This is a genomic window from Pedobacter hiemivivus, assembly GCF_005144565.1.
Lineage (GTDB): Bacteria > Bacteroidota > Bacteroidia > Sphingobacteriales > Sphingobacteriaceae > Pedobacter > Pedobacter hiemivivus.
Genome location: NZ_SWDX01000005.1, coordinates 577,369 through 595,976 on the forward strand (window position 1 = coordinate 577,369; position 18,608 = coordinate 595,976).

The window sequence follows — 18,608 nt, forward strand, 5'->3', positions numbered from 1 at the left end:
GGACAACCGGACAACAGCATATAAACCTATATTTAATGAATAAACCCAATTCAATCCTCTGCCTTACAACATCCATACTATTATTTACAGCTGCTTGTAGCCAAAATCAACCAGTAAACACTGCAGCAATTAAACCTCTTTACGTAACTGAACCTCTACAATTCGACTCTGATGATCCTGCGATATGGGTAAATCCGGCAGATAGTTCCAAATCACTAATCATTGGAACTGACAAAGATGAAAACGGCGGTTTGTACGTTTTTGACTTACAAGGAAAGATAATTAAAGAGAAAACAGTTAAAGGACTAAAGCGACCTAATAACGTTGATGTGGCCTATGGTTTAAACCTGGGTGGAAAGAAAGTAGACATTGCTGTGGCTACCGAACGAATGACGCACAAACTGAGGGTATTCTCTTTACCTGATATGAAGCCGATAGACAATGGCGGACTACCCATGTTTGAAGGTGAAACCGGCGAACTATACAGAGACCTGATGGGCATTGGTATGTATACAGATCCACAAGGGCAGATCTATGCTATCGTAGGCCGCAAATCCGGTCCTAAGGAAGGGGAATATTTGTGGCAATACTTACTGGAAGACAATGGCAAGGGCCAATTGAAAGCGACCTTAAAAAGGAAGTTTGGTAAATATAGCGGCAAAAAAGAGATCGAATCTATAGCAGTTGACAACGAGCTAGGCTATATCTACTATTCTGACGAGCAATTTGGGGTTAGAAAGTATTATGCTGATCCAGCAAAAGGAAACCAGGAACTGGCTTTATTTGCTACAACAGGATTTAAAGAGGATAACGAGGGGATTAGCATTTATAAAACTACCGATAGCACTGGGTATATATTGGTTTCAGATCAGGCAGCAAATCACTTTCAGGTATTTAATCGTGAGGGCACTAAACAAGATCCGAACAAGCATGTGCTGATCACCAGCATTCCTACCTCCACCAACAATAGCGATGGTTCTGATATCTATTCAAAAGCACTTAACAATGACTTTAAGCATGGACTCTTTGTTGCGATGAGTGATAACAAAACGTTCCAACTTTATCGCTGGGAAGACCTGGCGGGGAAGAAATTGAAAGTCAGATAAGGATTTAGGAACAAAGAGTAAGGAATAAAGACTGGGCGTTTAGTCATTATTCCTTGCTCCTTTATCTTTGCTCTTTTTATCTTTTCACCCTTTTCAACCGTTCTGCCCGGCGCTTCTGCCTTGCTTGCCGATCTGCTTTGATCTTTCCAAATTTAGCAATCTGCTCTTTAATCTTTTTCTCCTTTGCTGGCGTAAACCCTACACTATATTTAACACCCTGAAAAAGTGTTTTCCATATAAAATTAAAGAAAGAGGCTGTTGGTACGCGTTTATAATCAACAGTAGCGGTGACAAACTTTCCATCTACACTGGGATTAGAAGAATTGATAACCAATGCATTTGCCAGGAATGAAATTAAGCCCTGTTTTACCAGGCGATCCTCTCCTTTTACTCTCTTAAGTACAGCCAGAGAAAGATCTTTGTAGGCAAAGCTAACTGTCCCCTTTGCCACCTCATCATTTGCCTTGACATCAAATGCCAGCTTATCGATATGCCCACTATTTACCTTTACCAATCCCAATGGTTTAGTGATCCTGTTAAATGCTCTTCCCTCCATATCCTCCAACACACCTGCATAAGAGAAAGCCCCATCTTTGGCAGCAAGATTGAATTTAAAGTTTACATCCAACTTCCCCGAGCCCATCACACGAGAAGTTAATGCAGCTACAGCTAAAGAATCCTTAGCAATCACCTTTTCTAGATTGGTCACATTCGTAATTGTCCCCCTTGTTTCTTCAAACATAATGACCCCCTTGCCTTTTCCCTCCTGACCAAATTCGCTATAACTGATGTCTATATTGTCTAAATTCAGCTTCGCTATCGTCAATTTAGCATTTGCCTTTTGCAATAATTGGTGTGGGTAGGATCCTATTTTATTGACTACTTTTTTAGGGAGTGTATTGTTATTTAGCACTGCCAGAGTCCCATCGGCGAGCGTCATTTCTCTAGCAAACAACTCTTGTTTTAAGATATATAAAGGAAGGTTAATTCCGGTAAAGCCGATACTGCTGATCTGTATGTTATACCTGTCTTTAGCATAGCCTAAGGTACTACCAAACTGATGTTCACTCTCCCGAGGCTCAAGACTAAAATTCTTTACATCTAGCTTGCCCGAAGATGCAGCAAAATCAAGTCGGTTAAACTTGACAAAATACAAGCTATCAGAAGTTGCATAGGAATAGGCATTAAGGTTAATAATCACATCCTTCAACAGGTAAAGCCTGCTTTTGTCATTAGCCGAATGCCGATCGATCAGCCAGTCTTTCAATGTGATATTTAAACTATCTACGTAATCAATTTTCGGCTGATCAGGAGTATTATTGTCGATGTATTTAAAGCTGGCATTTTTAAAATCTACTGTTTTTATGCGCAACTCTTTGAGGTACTTTTCAATGTAATCATAAGGAGATTTTATAGGATGAGGGAGCTTCTCATCATTGTAATCAAACTGCCGATTGGTCATTTCAATAGATGGATTATCGAACAACAGCAGATCGATGTTTAACTTTTTATCCCGCCACAACCTAAAAGGATGAAAGTTTCGTACGGCTAATTTTTTAAGCTTTATCTTGTACAAATTATTGGGGGCATGTTTAAGGGCGATGAGCTGACGATATACAGCAGTATCGGGCGTAATCGTTACATCCGACAAAGACGATATGCCTGTTAACACATTCACATTAACAGCAGAGAAGTCTACTTGATAAAGGTTTTCTGTGGTTTTCAAAACCAGCTCCTTTAATTCGGCCGTAACTATAGGTTTCAATTTAACACTAAAGTACCAGGTTATTCCAATAAGTATTAAAGCAACAAACAGCAAGGCTGCAGCAAACCATTTAAGTATGATGTATTTCTTTCCAACATTTACAGTCATAAGCAACAGGGTGGTTAGCCTAATATACAATTATTGTGACAGCTTAGGTATTAATTCTTCTTTGTAGCTTCTTTTTCTTTTCGGCGCTCTTCCTTCTTATCTTTTATTTTATCCATGGCTTGTTCTGGGGTTTTAACTGGAACAATACCTAATCCTACTGTTTCTCGCATACCTATAAAAATGCTTTTCCACATCAGGTTAAAAAAAGATGCCGCTGGGGTTCTTTGAAAAGTAACATTCGACGTACGCGCGGCTTCTCCCTTAATCGGGTTCGCGTCTTCAATCAAGAGCTTATTAGCCAGAAAGGATAAAAATCCTTTCTTTTTAGGAGCCATTCCATTTTCGCCCTCTTTCAGTAGTTTTATCTTAAGATCGGTATAATAAAAATGAACCTTCCCAGAAGAGCCTTTGGCATTAGCGTGTATATTAAAATCCAGTTTTTGCATTTGTCCACTTTCAATTTCCACTAATCCCATATTTTTTGCCATCGGATTTAAAGCCTGTAAATTCATGGGAGCTACATTTCCGTTATAGCTGAAAGCGGCATTCTTGTCCGTGAGGTTAAAATTTATCTGCACATTTATACGACTGGTTTTCATCACCAGAGCAGTCAAATTTGCTACAGCATGGTTATTTTTAGTCAGCTGCAGGGTATCATTGGTCACATTGAGGATGCGACCACTTAAGTTTTGAAAATATACTGTTCCCCTCTTCTGACTGATTGGATTGTACTCTGTATAAGCCAGGTCAATATTAGTCAATTTTACCGTGTCTACAACGGTAGGTATAGGTAAACGCTTAAGCGCCATATGCGGGAAATTCCTGACTTTATCCAGGTTGGGTGGTGGGGGCAGCTCTCGGTTTACAAAAATATTTACTTTGGCAGGCCCTATTTTTAAAGCTTTTGCCTGTAGTTTCTCTTCAGCATCTAACAATGCAAAGTTTACGCCTTCAAGGCTAATGGTATTAAATTTAAGATCATATCGATCTTTTCCATAAGTGTATTTACGGGAGAAGGCCAGATCGGGATACATAGGAATCATTTGAACCCCCGTGATGTCTATAGATTTATGCAATGCTGAACCTCTGATCGTATCGACCTTGATGGTATACATTTTATCTTTACTAATCGATTTGTAGCCTGTTAATTCAAAGCCAATATCCTTTGCGTAGTAATATCTTGTGGTATCAAACTGAGAAACAGAATCCAGCAGAAAATCATTGACATTAATGCTCAGGTGTTTTACGGAATGTATTTTTTTAAAATTATCCCCATTGATATAGTCGAAATCTGCATCAATAATTTTAATTCGCTTAACATCAATCGATTTAACTCTATTGGAGATCAGGTCATACAAAGTCTGATCCTCCTTTTCAAGTTCTTCCGGGAGTTTTTCTACCTTATAGTGAGTCACATTAATCGACGGGTTCTCTAAAACAATCGATTTTATCTCTACTTCTCTTTTAAAATAAGCAGTTAACAAGGCCACTCTATTCAATTGCAATCGCTCAAGTTTTACCTCGAAGATATTGGCTGGAGCAACCCTTAACTTTCTAAACTGATTATAAACACTAGTGTCTGGAACTAACGACACGTCCTGTAATTCGATACTTCCTGTTAGCAGATTAATGCTAATATCTTTAAAATCCAGCTTATAAAGATTAAAGGAGCGGTTATACACCCCATCCTTTAGCTTTTGAGAAAGCAGGGGCTTCCACCTCGCCATTAGCAACATTATTCCGGTTACAACTACAATCAACACAATTAATATGGAAATTATCCATATTCTCTTTTTGTATTTCCCTGATCTACTTTTGATAACAACGTTTTGCATATGAGTAGCACTAACAATTTCAGCGCCACAATATATAAAAGGAAACTTAGTTATTATTATTCCGTCTCTGCCAATCTGTCATTTGTAAATTAAATTCCGTATTTTTGAAGCCCATAATAATGTTAACCAATGATTGATTTACAACTTACAGATAAAACACACGATGAAGAGCGCCAGGGAGAGGCTTTGGTTATTGATGCACCTTTAGTGCGTAATGGACGAAAGTTGTATATTGAAAGCTATGGTTGCCAGATGAATTTCGCCGATAGCGAGATTGTAGCTTCTATTTTACTGGATCAGGGTTTCGAAACTACCGGCGACTATAAAGAAGCAGATGTGGTATTCATCAATACCTGCTCGATCCGTGAAAATGCAGAACAAAGAGTACGCAACAGGTTATCACAATTTGGTGCGGAGAAGCGTAGAAATCCTAAATTAATCGTTGGGGTATTGGGCTGTATGGCTGAACGTTTAAAATCAAAGTTTCTGGAAGAGGAAAAATTGGTTGACGTTGTAGTGGGTCCAGATGCTTATCGTGAGCTTCCGCAATTGTTAAGCGAAGTAGAAAGTGGCCATAAAGCCATTAATGTATTGTTATCTCGTGAGGAAACTTATGCAGACATCAGTCCTGTTCGCTTAAATGGAAATGGCATTACTGCTTTTATTTCTATTATGCGTGGTTGCGACAATATGTGTTCTTTTTGTGTAGTTCCTTTTACCCGTGGCCGCGAAAGAAGTCGTGACCCATATTCTATATTAGCCGAAGCCCAAGACCTTTTTGATAGAGGTTATAAAGAGGTAACGCTATTGGGACAAAATGTGGATTCCTATAAATGGAAAGGCGCTGATGCGGAAGAGACTGCGGAAACAGAAGTTAACTTCGCCCAGTTGCTTGAAAAAGTAGCACTAATCAGTCCTGATTTGAGGATTAGATTTTCGACTTCGCACCCGAAAGACATAACTGACGAAGTTTTATATGCCATAGCGAAATACGACAATATTTGTAATTATATCCACTTACCTGTTCAATCGGGCAGTACCAGGGTTCTGGAACTGATGAACAGGACTTATACACGCGAATGGTACATCAATAGAGTTGATGCCATTAGACGGATTATACCTGGTTGCGCAATTTCATCTGATATCATTGCTGGTTTCTGTACGGAGACCGAAGAAGAGCATCAGGAAACGTTGAGCATCATGGATTACGTAGGTTATGATTTCGCCTTTACCTTCAGCTACTCGGAAAGACCGGGAACATTGGCTGCACGTAAGTATGCTGATGATATCCCTGAAGAGGTAAAAAAACGCAGACTTGCTGAAATTTTATTAAAGCAACAACAAACTTCTTTGTTCCGACTACAACAATTTGTTGGAAAAACTGTTAGAATTTTGGTGGAGGGTACTTCTAAAAAATCGGATAAAGATTTTTGTGGAAGAAATGATCAGAATGCAATGGTTGTTTTCCCGGCAAGTGAAGGAGTGAAAGCAGGTCAATACGTAAATGTACACGTTGATCGTTGTACATCTGCCACGTTATTGGGAACTGTAGTTTAAGTAATATTAAATGGATATACAAGACATTAAAAACCGTTTTGGAATTATAGGGGGCTCTCCGCTACTCAACCGAGCGATAGATATAGCCAGACAGGTTTCACCAACCGACATGTCTGTATTGATCACCGGAGAAAGTGGTAGTGGTAAGGAAGTTTTCTCGCATATCATTCATCAACTGAGCACCCGCAAACACGGTGCATTTATTGCCGTAAACTGTGGTGCAATCCCTGAGGGCACCATTGACTCCGAATTATTTGGTCATGAGAAAGGATCTTTTACAGGTGCCCATGAAGCCCGTAAAGGTTATTTTGAAGTCGCCAATGGGGGTACCATTTTTTTAGATGAGGTAGCCGAATTACCTTTGGGTACCCAGGCGCGTTTGCTTAGAATTCTAGAAAGTGGCGAATATTTACGGGTAGGTTCATCAAAAGTGCAAAAAACTGATGTGCGTATTATTGCGGCTACAAATGTTGATGTTTACAACAGGGTAAAGTCGGGCAAATTCCGTGAAGATCTTTATTACAGATTAAACACTGTGCCTTTGCGCATTCCTGCTTTGCATGAGCGTAAGGAAGACATCTATCTTCTTTTCAGGAAATTCTCTGCAGATTTTAGTGATAAGTATAGAAGTCCGGGCATACAGCTTGAGCCTGAAGCCATACAAATCCTGAGTAATTACAGCTGGCCTGGAAACGTTAGGCAGCTAAAAAATATAGCCGAACAAATCTGTGTGTTGGAAAAGGACAGGAATGTAACTGCTGCAGCCTTGCTAAATTACATCCCTAATGAAAGCGCAAACAACTTGCCTGTGGCCATTAATGGTGGCGGTAAGGAGGATTTTACGGAACGTGACATCCTTTACAAGGTTCTTTTTGACATGAAGAAGGACATGATGGAGTTGAAAAAACTGGTTGCTGAGATTATTCAAAGCGGCGGCAATACGGCTCATATCATGGCAGACAACCCACATTACATCAATCAACTTTACCAGGATGTGGATCAAACGATGAGTAATGATTCCACCTTAACGATTAAAAATCCTTCACAGAATTCGCCGGTTGATTACAACTATACGCAGGATGCGGAGGAAATTGAAGAATCCTTGTCCTTGATTGACAAAGAGTCTGACCTGATTAAGAAGGCGCTGAAAAAACACAAAGGCAAGCGTAAATTTGCTGCACAGGAATTGGGCATCTCGGAACGCACGCTATATAGAAAGATTAAAGAATTGAACCTAAACTAACAATGAAAAAACTAGGTATACTTGTCATTTTGTTTTTTACGTTGAGTGGATGTAAAATAGCCTTGAACGGCGCGTCTATTCCAGCAGAGATGAAAACTGTTAATGTAGCGGTTTTTGAAAATAATGCACCATTGGTAGTTCCTTACTTAAGTTCGCAATTCACGGAAGAATTGAAAACAAGGATCCGTAATCAAACTCGTTTAAGCATAACAACTAATGATCCTCAAGGCGTTTTTTCGGGAAATATTACTGGATACAGCATCACTCCTGAAGCGATTACGGACAATCAAAACCCTATAGCAGGCGCGAACAGATTGACGATCAGCGTCAATGTAAAATACACCAACAACTTGAATCCTAAGCAGAGCTTTGAAAAATCATTTGAACGCTATAAAGTGTTTAAACTTGTCGGGAGCATTCAGTCTATGGAACAGGGCTTGATCAAAGATGTGACAGCGCAATTGACGGAAGATATTTTTAACGCAGCTTTTGCACAATGGTAGGCTAAAGTAGAGATCAATTATTAACTTAGCGACGTGGAGCAGGAATTAGATATAAAACAACAATTGGGGGTATGGCTTTCATCGCCTGAAAAGGTAAGCAGGGAAGATGCTCCTGTGTTAAAAGATTTAGCATTGCTTTATCCTTATTTTCAACCATTGCATCTTTTATTGGCTAAAGCTACGCTAGAGGAACCGGAACAAAATAACAATCTGGCCACTGCTGCTTTATATGCCAATGGGCAGTTACTCCATACTTTACTTCATGCTCCTGAAGATCTTCATACCGCTAATTTTGAAGTTATCAGCTCTGCATTTGATCAGACCAGTCAGCCTGATCCGCTTGAAGCATCAACAATAGATGAAGTTCCTGCTGAAATTCCTGAGCCAGTTGAAAACCCGATCAGCATGGATGAGCAGGAAGTGTTTGAAGAAATTACTGAGGTTAGCCTAAAACCTGAAGATGAGTTGGTGATGGAGAGCATTGTTTCCTCAGACTTCTTTGCTTTTCAGGAGAATTTTATTGCAGAAACGGTTATTCCAGATCAGGAAGATCCAAATTTCAGACCTTCTTCGCCACCTTTGTCAGCCTCGTCTAAACCAGAAGAGGAGCCTATTGTAATTAGCAAGTATGACGATGATCAATTGCCATATACATTTTTATGGTGGCTGGCAAAGACAAGGAAAGAACACCAGCAGATCTTTCAACCTTATGCTGCACCGAAAAGGGTAAATTCACCTGAAGGACAAAAACCGGCTTCGACCCAACGGCCAAATGAATTGCAGCAGCAGTATGTGGAGCATATATTCCATCTCCAGAGTCCATTTAACGACGATTCTGACGAAGGCTACAATACGGATGGATTTAGAACGACCAGCAAGGGCAATGAGATCATAGAGAGTTTTATTAAAAATGATCCTCAGATCAGTCCACCGAAACCAGAACAAATCGACAACGAGAATAAAGCTAAAAAGAGTGCCGAGGATCATAATGACCTGGTATCAGAAACTTTAGCTAAAATATACATTGAGCAAATGCTTTACGACAAAGCAATAGAAACGTACGAAAAATTAAGTTTGAAGTTTCCAGAAAAAAGACGTTACTTTGCCGACCTTATCCAATCTATAGAAAAGAAAATTTAACAATATAAGATTATGCTATTTTTAATTATTTTATTAATCATTATTTGCGTGGCTTTAGGGCTGTTTGTTTTGGTACAAAATCCTAAAGGCGGTGGTTTGGCTACTGGTGGATCAGGCAGTAACATGTTTGGTGTTCAACGTACAGGTGATGTTTTAGAAAAAGGTACATGGGTTTTATTGACTTTAATTGTAGTGCTTACGTTATCGATTACAACGATCGCTAAATCTGGAAGTTCTTCTACTGGTGAGGCTTCTAAAATTCAAGAGCATTTAGATAAAACACCTACTCCATCTCCTATTGGTGGCAGAACAGCACCAGCTGCAGTTCCTGCAACCGGAGATACAACAAAAAAATAAAAACTCTATTTTAAATAGAAAGCCTGGTATAAACAATACCGGGCTTTTTTGTGTCCTGCCACTCTGACACAAAAGTACTTTAGGAAAATATGTTAGCTGACAATGCTTGCAAATTTGTCAATCCGATTTGCATTGGCATAAAAACTGATATACTTTTATCACGTAGTTTATACGATTTTAAATTTTAACTTAAAAAATAAATTAATATCAAGTTATGGCTTTAAACCTTAAACCCATTTCAGGTACAGCAAACAGAGTTATTGTTGAACCTGCTGCGGCAGAAGAAAAGACGGCATCTGGAATCTATATTCCTGACACTGCAAAAGAAAAACCATCTAAAGGAACTGTTGTATCTGTTTCTGAAGAAGATTCAGAAGGTAAAAAACCAACTGTAAAAGTAGGTGATGTTGTTCTTTATGGCAAATACGGTGGCACAGAGCTTCCTATTGATGGTAAAGACTATTTAATCATGCGTGAAAGCGATATCTACGCAGTACTTTCTTAGTACTGAGATATTAGATTAATGGCAGGGCCGTTCTGGCTTTGCTCTTGAAAAACAAACTAATTAATAAACACAGTATTTTTTCTAGATACTTACTATTAAAAAACAATGGCAAAACAAGTAAAATATAATGTAGAAGCCCGTGACGCCCTGAAAAGAGGTGTTGATACTTTGGCTAATGCAGTAAAAGTAACTTTAGGTCCAAAAGGACGTAACGTAATTATTGACAAGAAATTTGGTTCACCTGCAATCACTAAAGATGGTGTAACTGTTGCGAAAGAAATTGAGTTGAAAGACCCAATTGAAAATATGGGTGCGCAAATGGTTAAAGAAGTAGCTTCTAAAACTGCAGATATCGCAGGTGATGGAACAACAACTGCAACTGTATTGGCTCAGGCAATTGTTACTGCTGGTATTAAAAACGTTGCTGCTGGTGCAAATCCAATGGATCTGAAACGTGGTATCGATAAAGCGGTTACTGCAATCGTTGAAAACTTAAAAGCTCAGTCGCAAACTGTAGGTGAAGACAATAACAAAATCAAACAAGTAGCTTCAATTTCGGCTAACAATGATGAGGTTATTGGTGCTTTAATTGCAGAAGCAATGGGTAAAGTTGGTAAAGATGGTGTAATTACTGTTGAAGAAGCAAAAGGTACTGAAACTGAAGTAAAAACAGTTGAAGGTATGCAATTTGACCGTGGTTACTTATCTCCATACTTTGTAACTAATGCTGATAAAATGGAAGCGGAATTAGAAAACCCTTACATTTTGATCTATGACAAAAAGATCAGCAACATGAAAGAATTATTACCTGTATTGGAGAAACAAGTTCAAACTGGTAAGCCTTTATTGATCATTGCTGAAGATTTAGATGGAGAAGCATTAGCTACTTTGGTAGTTAACAAGATCCGTGGATCTCTGAAAGTTGTAGCTGTTAAAGCTCCAGGTTTTGGTGACAGAAGAAAAGCAATGTTAGAAGACATCGCTATCTTAACTGGTGGTACTGTTATTTCTGAAGAAAGAGGTTATAAATTAGAGAATGCTGACCTTACTTACTTAGGTACTGCTGAGAAAGTTCTTGTTGATAAAGACAATACAACTATCATCAACGGTGCTGGTCAGTCTGAAGATATCAAAGCTCGTGTTAACCAGATCAAAGCTCAAATCGAGACTACTACATCTGATTACGATAAAGAAAAATTACAAGAGCGTTTAGCTAAATTAGCTGGCGGTGTTGCTGTTCTTTACGTAGGTGCTGCTTCTGAAGTAGAGATGAAAGAGAAAAAAGACCGTGTTGATGATGCATTACATGCAACTCGCGCAGCGGTTGAAGAAGGTATTGTTGCTGGTGGTGGTGTTGCTTTCATCCGTGCTATTGAGGCATTGGAAGGCATGAAAGGAGCTAACGATGATGAGACTACTGGTATCCAGATCATTCGTCGTGCTATCGAAGAGCCATTACGTCAAATCTGCCAAAATGCAGGTATTGAAGGTTCTATCGTAGTTCAAAAAGTTAAAGAAGGTAAAGGTGACTTTGGTTACAATGCACGTACTGATGTTTATGAAAACTTAATTGCAGCTGGTGTTATTGACCCAACTAAAGTTGGTCGTGTAGCTTTGGAAAATGCAGCTTCAATTGCAGCTATGTTGTTAACAACAGAAGTTGTATTGGCTGATGATCCAGAAGATGCTCCTGCTGGTGGTATGCCTCCAATGGGTGGCGGCGGCATGGGTGGCATGATGTAATCAGCCTCCATTTCATTGATTTTAAAGAAAACCCGCAGGTTAATTCCTGTGGGTTTTTCTATTTTTATTAGTTTCATTTTATTCTTGTGAATTAAAGTAAAAATATCTTTACATTTATACAGCATCCCGTATATATGGTAAGACATTTACTTTTTTTTACAGTTGCTCTCTTTTTTTTCCAAATATCTGAAGTTTTTTCTCAGATCAGCATAGGTACGGTTGATCCGGGGCCGTATGGCAATGGAAGTCACATTACTGTCCCTATTATAATTCCACAAACGGCATCCTGTCTCCCAAGAACGGGCAATCTTTTTAACTTGTATCTCTCAGATGAAAATGGAAACTTTGTTAATGAACGATTAATTGGTAGTTACGCTGGTTTTTATACAAACTTTGTCAATGGAATAATTCCGACAGCGGCTCCTGCACTTGTACCTGGAAGCAATTACAAACTAAGAGTAAAAATTACTGGCGATAATTCAATTATTGAATACCCTACTCCAATAACAATCCAAGGCGTTACAATGCCTGATATTGCAGTAGAACCGTCTTCAGCAAGTCAGATATTAGGCATAGACACTTATGGCTTTTGTGGCAGCTCTATAAGTGACGGTAAAAATATTATCCTAACAAATAAAAGTGCAGCCTCTGTATCTACTCAATTGATTGTAAAAAATGAGATGTCCAATAGCTCCCAAACTTACAATCCAGGCCCAGCAGGATTTCAGGTTACTAATCTTGCTAACTCCTATTACACTGCACAATTAAATGGCAATCAGACTATTTCTGGAGTATTAATTAAATCAAATAAATCATATCTACTACTTAATAGTTCATCAAAAGTAAGTATACAATCAACAGGTGATGGCTTCGGATGTATTGATCCTGCAACTGGAAACATAGCACCCGTTGCTTATTTTGTTACACTTAATGGTGCCTCTGGTATTCTAAATAACTACCCAGGTTCCACATACAGAATAAACTGGGGAGATGGAACAAATCCTGATTTCTATACGCATTGCGAACTTGTTGAGAAAAATGGGGCTATGACCCACAATTTCACCCAAACTTCATGTGGAAAAGCTCCTATCGATTTGGGAGGAGGGAATCAAGTAACAAATGCTTTCCTAATTAGCGTTACTACCATAAATCCTTTTTGTTCCTCTGATCCAAATTCAGCTCTTTCCTATGCAAAAATATACGTTAAACCTATAGCCAAAATTAATCCTCCCCTACCAGTTGCTTGTGTAAATCGAACCGTCACGTTCAACAATGGTACTATCGCTGGCTACAATTCAAATTGTACTAGAACAATGCTTTATGAATGGTACGTAGATGGAAATTTAATGGCAACAACAGAAACATTTAGCTATGCATTTCCTACAAATGGCCTCCATGAAGTTAAACTAATCGCCAAAAATGATGTGGGAATATGCAGTCCAAGTGAGGCCATTTTTAACATTTGCGTGCAGAATCCCCCGAAACCAGCATTTGATTTTACAGGAAATTCAACTGCACATTGTGCTCCATTTACTATCAAGGCCAACGATAAATCAGTTGTTGATGCAATTTGTAACACCAACAACACTTATAACTGGATAGTAAAGAGGTCGGGAATACCCGTCAATTCTTCAGAAGTTACTTTTACAAACGGCATTACCGAGCCGGAGTTTACCTTTCTTAAACAAGGTACTTATGAAGTTACACTTCAAATTAATACAGCAAGCTGCGGTCCGGTAACTTCAGGTCCCCCGCAAACAGTCGTAATTATAGATAGTACGCCCAAAACAACATTAGCAGCAACGGCGATTTATTGTGGACTTGGAACATACACCTACAACAATACAATAGCAGGCCCAACAAATGTTCAATTTTCAGGAACGGAGGTTGATGCCACAGATACCTATACTTGGGCAGTAACAGCTGCAGACGGCAGTACTTTACCCGGTTCAGATTACAGCTTTACAAATGGGACTAATGTAACCAAATACCCTTCCATTAAATTTAACCAATACATCACTTATAAAGTTTCTGTAACGCATAAAAACAGTTGTGGAACAATTACAACAGATCAATTAGTCACATTCAAAGAATCTCCTAGTCCTTCAATTATAGCTCCAGCAATTTGTTATAATACCAATGCCAGTATAACTGGCTCAATCTCAAATAACAACTACATTAGCTATACCTGGAGTAGCCCAGCAGGGGGAGGCTCGTTCCTTAATGCGAATACGCTAACGCCTACTTATGTACCGAGTCCAGCCGATCTACTGGCCGGAAAAGCCACAGTGACTTTAACGGTTAATACTGGTTTAGGGGGTGTTTGCCAATTTGTATCTAAGTCAGAAGAGTTCGTTATTCATCCAAATAATACAGGGACTAATGCGACTCAAATAATCTGTACAGCAGCTGCTGCTAACCTTATACTAGGTTCAAGTGTCGCAGGAAGTACATTCGCATGGACCGCCGCAAACGCAGATGGATTTGCAACTGGTTTTAGTCCAAGTGGCAGTGGAGATATTAACCAAACGATTACCAATACCAATGCGACTCAGAACGCGATTGTAGTTTACACCATTACACCGACGGCTAATGGTTGCGCGGGTGTTCCTTTTACTTTTACAGTTACGGTTACTCCAAAACCAATAATCGACCCAGTTCTTGATAAAACCATTTGTCAAGATAACCCTGTGGGAATAACGGTAACCTCCAATATCCCAACTCAGTTTAAATGGGCAAGCAGTGCCTCATCGCCAAGTGTAACAGGACATACAAATCCGCCGGCTTTAAGTCCCACTTCAGGTAGTATAACTATCCCCGATGTGTTGTTAAATCCTACGTTTCTCCCACAAACCGTTACTTATATCATTACGCCTTATTCTCCAGGAGGATGTGCTGGCGCTCCAATAACAGTAGTTGTTACTGTCGATCCGAAAGTTACCCAAGCGAATGCCGGCCTTGACGCCAGTCTTTGTGCAACAAGCCCATCCAATACCTACACGTTAAAAGGGAACAAACCTGATGTAGGGACTGGAGAATGGAAACTTATTTCTACACACACAGGTACTCTTCCAATTATTACTGCTCCTACTGATTTTGAAACCACTGTAACTGGTCTTCTTGTGGGAGAAACTTACAGATTTGAATGGGGCATAACAGGCACAGGAAAATGTGCTAGCACAAGTGATTGGATGGAAATTACGGTTACACCATTACCAGTAATATCTGCCCCTGTTACTACCAAAACCATTTGCGAAGAGAGCCCAGTAAACATTGTCATAAACTCAGATATCCCGACCAAGTTCACATGGACAAGTAATGTAACTGGTGGGATAACAGGTAACACTAATCGAACGGATTTAATAACAGTATTGAACTCGATAACGATTACAGACGTATTAGTGAACACTGGAATTACCCAAGGAACAGTTACCTATACTGTTACACCTTACTCCGCAACAGATTGTCCAGGAACCCCAATTACAATAGAGGTTAAGGTTGATCCGAAAGTTACCAACGCTAATGCAGGAACCAGTACAAGCATTTGTAATACGACTACCTACGATTTAAAAGGTAACAAACCTATAGTGGGTACAGGAGTATGGTCAGTTGTTTCCGCAAGTATTGGGATACCTTCAATATCTAATCCTTCTGACTTTGAAACGGCTGTTAGCGACCTTGTAGCCGGTGGAGTTTATGTATTTAAATGGACGATAACAGGAGCAGGAACAGGCGAATGTGCAAAGTCTGAAGCTGAAGTAACCATTACGGTAAATATGCCTACCATACCTGGAACTACTGCAACGTTGGAACCCTTAGTATGTCAAAATAACAACACAGGAACAATTACGTTAAGTGGGAATACTGGTTCTGTTTTGGGATGGCAAAGTTCACCAGATGGCCTGGCCTGGACAGATATTTCTGGCGTTAATACAGGCTTAACTTACACATTTAATAACCTAACAATTACAACTCAGTTTAGGGCTGTTGTACAAAATCCAGGATGTACCATTGGGTATTCAACACCGACAACAGTAACCGTAGCCCCTGCTACAACTATAGCTGATGCGGGTCCCAATCAAATCTTATGTGCTGAAACATCTGTGTCCTTAAAAGGAAACCCCGTTAAATCAGGAGAAACTGGTGTTTGGACTATGGTATCTGGAGATGCAAATGCCATAATTACACCTGGTGTAAATTCAGAAGCTATTGTTACCAAACTGACTCCAAATGTTACTTATATTTTCAGGTGGACCATTACGGGTAATTCACCTTGTGGGCCAACTGATAAAGACGTTACCATCCGTAACAATAGAGCAATTGATCTGAACAGCCTTACTTCAACCGCTGTAGTCTGTAACGGTCAGCAGGTAGTTATTAACGGTAGCGTCCCAATTGGGGGTGAAGAAGGTGTCTATAATTACGTTTGGGAAATACAAGTAAATGGAGCGCCTTGGGCTGTAATTCCCGGTGAAACAGGCGAAGATTTAACCACAACATTAAGTACGACTGGAACAGTCGGTTTCAGAAGAACAGTAAGTAGTGGAACATGTACATCAGTTAGCAACGCATTCCCAATTATTGTTCAACCTCCAATAGCAGGAAATACAATAAGAGATAATCAACCTATTTGCAGCGGAATTAGACCGATGCCAATCACCGGAGATCTACCAACTGGAGGAGATGGTAATTTCTCGTACCAATGGCAATCTAGCCTGAACGGAACAACATGGACAGATATTAATGGTGTTATATCTCCTGACTTTCAACCTCAAATTCTAACAGAAACTACTTATTACAGGCGTATAGTGAGTACACTTGAATGTAGCGGCGCCCTGAAGAGTATAAGTAACACAGTAACAATAACTGTTACCCCAAATGCTAAAGCTGAGTTTACATGGGGCTCAACAGACACAGATTGTTACCCTTACACCTTACCTATTCAAGTTGTTCCATATGCAGATAGAAATAATACATACACCTGGTTTGCAAATAATGTACGCATCCCATCGACCGGGGCTAACTTCCCTGGCTACATCATTCAAAATAGCGGTCAATCTGTAACCATTAAACTGGTAGTTACCAGTAGCCGCGGTTGTGCTCCAGACTCGCTTAGCCATACATTTAGCACCAACCAAGCCGTTCCAGCTTCATTTGATCAAAGCGCTACAGAAGGTTGTGGCCCGTTACCCGTAATCTTTACCAATACCTCATTATTAATTCCGGGGGCCCGATTTGAATGGTATTCAGGAGATATACTATTTTCAACGGACGTCCATCCTCCAACCATGACTTTACAGCCAGACCCAACAGGGAAAGATTCAACTTACGTTATAAAATTAAAAGCTATTACTGATTGTGGAGTTGATTCGATATCTAAAAATGTTTTTGTAAAAGCAAAACCGATTGCTGTGGTTACCCCAGATAAAGTAGAAGTATGTTCTCCCTATAAAATCACCTTTATCAATACTTCGCCTGGAAGTACAAATACCTACTATTATGATTTCGGTGATGGATCAGCTATTGAAGAGAGAACAGATAAATTACCAATAGACCATATTTATAATGTAACCGCAACCACTGAGTTTACGTTTAAAATGATCGCCAAAAATGAGTGCGAGGTGGATACAATGAAATGGACAATACGTGTATTCCCTCAAAACATGACACCTGTACTAGGCATAAGACTAGAAGAAATCAGAGGCTGCGCACCACACACCGTAAATTTCGAGAACAATTCTATTGGAGCAAGTAGGTTTGAGTTTGATTTTGGCGATGGAAACAAACAAACCACCTATACTACTGGGATCGTGTCCCATACTTATACCACTAGTGGAATTTTCCCTGTTACCATGACTGCTTTTAACATTTGTTCTAAAATGACAGTTACAAAAAGTGTTGAGGTATTGGCACAACCAGTTGCTGATTTCGAAGCAGACAATACTTTAGGTTGTCCTGGGTTAGTTGTTAAATTCAAAAACAAAACAGTGGGTGGGCTTGACAATAAATATTTATGGGATTTTGGAGATGGTACTTCTTCAGCAGAATTTGAACCAGAACATACCTACAGCGGAGATCAGGAATATTACACAGTGAAATTATTAGCAACCAATCAACTTGGCTGCCCAATTGAAGTAATCAAAACCCAATACATCCACATTGTACCACCACCAATTGCGGCCTTCAATGTTAACCCTTCTACCCTGATCAGCATCCCTAATTACACCTTCAAGTTTGAAGATGAAAGCACCAACACACCTACCATTTGGGAGTGGGACTTTGGTGATAAAGTAGGTACTTCACAACTTAAAAACCCTAGCTATACCTATCTGGATACAGGAACTTATAAAGTGACCTTAAAAGTCATGAACCAGCAGGGCTGTTTTACTACTACATTTAAAAACGTAACCATTAAAGGCGTTCCGGGATACCTATTTGTACCTAACTCATTTATACCAGGAAATACACAACCTGAATTGCGCGAGTTCCGTGCCAAAGGATCAGGCATTGCCTCATGGCGTTTCAGCGTCTTCAATAAATGGGGACAAATACTCTGGGAAACCACAAAACTAGACGAAGGAAGACCTGCAGAAGCTTGGGATGGCACCTTCAATGGACAACCTATGCCACAAGGCGTTTATTACTGGAAAATTGATGTCCAGATGGTAAACGGAACAGAATGGAAAGGCATGACCTACGACAAATCTGCACCGAAACGTACAGGACCAATACATTTAATCAGATAA

Annotated in this window: 11 protein-coding genes; 9 read left to right on the top strand and 2 right to left on the bottom strand. The window is 39.6% G+C overall.

What is annotated here, in order from left to right; all coding sequences use genetic code 11:
• Window positions 1-35 precede the first annotated feature (35 nt).
• A complete protein-coding gene (locus tag FBD94_RS15535; protein WP_136880850.1) occupies window positions 36-1,106 on the top strand; it encodes a phytase in 1,071 nt (356 codons plus the stop codon).
• Between the two features lie 76 nt (window positions 1,107-1,182).
• Here FBD94_RS15535 and FBD94_RS15540 read toward each other — a convergent pair whose 3' ends face one another.
• Both FBD94_RS15540 and FBD94_RS15545 read right to left on the bottom strand, forming a co-directional pair.
• Complete coding sequence (locus FBD94_RS15540; protein ID WP_136880851.1) at window positions 1,183-2,979, bottom strand: AsmA family protein; 1,797 nt, start codon at window positions 2,977-2,979, stop codon at window positions 1,183-1,185.
• 50 nt (window positions 2,980-3,029) lie between these two features.
• Entirely contained in the window at window positions 3,030-4,814 is a 1,785-nt protein-coding gene (locus FBD94_RS15545; protein WP_136880852.1) for an AsmA family protein, read from the bottom strand.
• A 129-nt stretch (window positions 4,815-4,943) separates the two neighbouring features.
• Between FBD94_RS15545 and miaB the strand changes: the two genes are divergently transcribed.
• The 8 genes from miaB to FBD94_RS15585 all read left to right on the top strand — a co-directional run bounded on the left by miaB (window position 4,944) and on the right by FBD94_RS15585 (window position 18,608).
• Window positions 4,944-6,371, top strand: a complete 1,428-nt coding sequence (gene miaB / locus FBD94_RS15550; protein ID WP_131608022.1) for a tRNA (N6-isopentenyl adenosine(37)-C2)-methylthiotransferase MiaB — start codon at window positions 4,944-4,946, stop codon at window positions 6,369-6,371.
• Between the two features lie 10 nt (window positions 6,372-6,381).
• Window positions 6,382-7,614, top strand: coding sequence for a sigma-54 interaction domain-containing protein (locus tag FBD94_RS15555; RefSeq protein ID WP_131608021.1), 1,233 nt, complete (start codon window positions 6,382-6,384; stop codon window positions 7,612-7,614).
• Window positions 7,615-7,616: 2 nt separating this feature from the next.
• Window positions 7,617-8,117, top strand: coding sequence for an LptE family protein (locus FBD94_RS15560; RefSeq protein ID WP_136880853.1), 501 nt, complete (start codon window positions 7,617-7,619; stop codon window positions 8,115-8,117).
• Between the two features lie 33 nt (window positions 8,118-8,150).
• Window positions 8,151-9,257, top strand: coding sequence for a hypothetical protein (locus tag FBD94_RS15565; RefSeq protein ID WP_136880854.1), 1,107 nt, complete (start codon window positions 8,151-8,153; stop codon window positions 9,255-9,257).
• A gap of 12 nt (window positions 9,258-9,269) precedes the next feature.
• Entirely contained in the window at window positions 9,270-9,614 is a 345-nt protein-coding gene (gene secG / locus FBD94_RS15570) for a preprotein translocase subunit SecG (RefSeq protein WP_136880855.1), read from the top strand.
• Between the two features lie 214 nt (window positions 9,615-9,828).
• Window positions 9,829-10,119, top strand: coding sequence for a co-chaperone GroES (locus FBD94_RS15575; protein ID WP_131608017.1), 291 nt, complete (start codon window positions 9,829-9,831; stop codon window positions 10,117-10,119).
• A gap of 105 nt (window positions 10,120-10,224) precedes the next feature.
• Window positions 10,225-11,862 carry a chaperonin GroEL gene (groL, locus tag FBD94_RS15580; protein ID WP_131608016.1) on the top strand — a complete coding sequence of 546 codons (1,638 nt, stop codon included), beginning with the start codon at window positions 10,225-10,227 and terminating at the stop codon, window positions 11,860-11,862.
• Window positions 11,863-11,996: 134 nt separating this feature from the next.
• Complete coding sequence (locus tag FBD94_RS15585; protein ID WP_136880856.1) at window positions 11,997-18,608, top strand: PKD domain-containing protein; 6,612 nt, start codon at window positions 11,997-11,999, stop codon at window positions 18,606-18,608.